Below are 1400 nucleotides of genomic sequence, written 5' to 3'. Positions count from 1 at the left end.
GGCGCTTGTGTTGTTTTCGTGGGTGTGGGTTCGTCGTTGAGCCGTTGAGGGAGTAAGAGAAGAGCGCTTCCTGGGTAGGATGTTTTCGACCAAGATAAACAAGCAACCAGCAAGCGCCTGATGAACAGCATATTCAACCAGCTCCTCAACGTCAAAAACATGGTGGTCGAGACCGTGCGGATCGTCGACTCGCCGCTGCGTCCCACGCCCGTGCTCGAGATCCGCGTGCGCCCGCGCAAGGGCATGCTCCGATGCTCCCGCTGCGGCAGACGCCGGCGTGGTTACGACCGGGGCGGTGGTGTGCGTCGTTGGCGGCACCAGGACTTCGGCTGCTGGCGGGTGGAGCTGGTCGCCGTGATGCCGCGCGTGGACTGTCCCGGGTGCGGTGTCGTGGTCGCCCAAGTGTCGTGGGCCGAGCCCGGCAGCCGGTTCACCAGGGATTTCGAGACGGAATGCGCATGGCTGATGACCGTCGCCAGCCAGAAAACGGTCAGCGGGTTCCTGCACATCGCGTGGAGGACCGCGGGCGACATCGCCCACAGGGTCGCCGAACGGCTGAAAGCGGCGGCACCCTCGCCGTTCGACGGCCTCACCGCGATTGGTGTGGACGAGACCAGCTACAGGAAGGGCCACACGTATTTGACCGTGGTCGTCGACCACGAACGGCACCGCGTGATCTGGGCGCACGACGGGTACGGCAAAGACGTGTTCGACCTGTTCTTCAAGGCCCTCACACCCGAACAGCGCGCCTCCATCCGCGTGGTCACCGGCGACGGGGCGCGTTGGATCGACTCGTGCGTCGCCGAGCATTGCCCGAACGCGGAACGCGTATTGGACGGCTTCCACATCGTCTCCTGGATGACCGACGCGCTCGACAAGGTCAGAAAACGCCTCTGGAACCAAGCCAGACACGAACACGACGAGGAAACCACCAGACGCATGCGCGGCGTCAAATACGCCGTCCTGAAGAACCCAGACCAACTCACCGACAAGCAGAACGAGGCGTTCGACGCGTTGAGGAACACGGACCCCAAAGGCCAGCTCTACCGCACCTGGCAGCTCAAGGAACTGTTGCGCACCCTGCTCAAACACCCCCTCGACCAGGCGCGCGGCGAGTTGAACCACTGGGTGTTCTGGGCGTCACACTCGCGTATCCCCGAAATCGTCGAACTCTCCAAAAAGATCCGACGCCGCCGGCCCGACATCCTGCGCACGATCGAACTGGGCTACTCCAACGCCAGGCTCGAGGCGTTCAACAACCGAATCAAGGTCACCATCCGCATGGCCTACGGCTTCCACCACGTCACCAACCTCATCAGCCTCGTCATGCTCAGATGCGGCGGACTCAACATCCAACTACCAACACCAACAACCTAACCCACGAAAACAGCAGAAGCCTC

General features: G+C 62.6%; 1 protein-coding gene. It reads left to right on the top strand.

Annotated features, from left to right (window positions below):
• Window positions 1-120: 120 nt before the first annotated feature.
• Window positions 121-1377 carry an ISL3 family transposase gene (locus JS541_RS14600; RefSeq protein ID WP_219070783.1) on the top strand — a complete coding sequence of 419 codons (1257 nt, stop codon included), beginning with the start codon at window positions 121-123 and terminating at the stop codon, window positions 1375-1377.
• Window positions 1378-1400: the final 23 nt, after the last annotated feature.

The organism is Bifidobacterium sp. SO1, from assembly GCF_018555335.1.
Classification (GTDB): domain Bacteria; phylum Actinomycetota; class Actinomycetes; order Actinomycetales; family Bifidobacteriaceae; genus Bifidobacterium; species Bifidobacterium simiiventris.
The sequence above is the reverse complement of the archived record's forward strand: the minus strand, read 5'-3'. Positions and strand labels throughout refer to the sequence as shown.

Coding starts and splice junctions, on each gene's coding strand:
- JS541_RS14600 (WP_219070783.1), top strand. CDS start 121: ATGAACAGCATATTCAACCAGCTCCTCAACGTCAAAAACATGGTGGTC.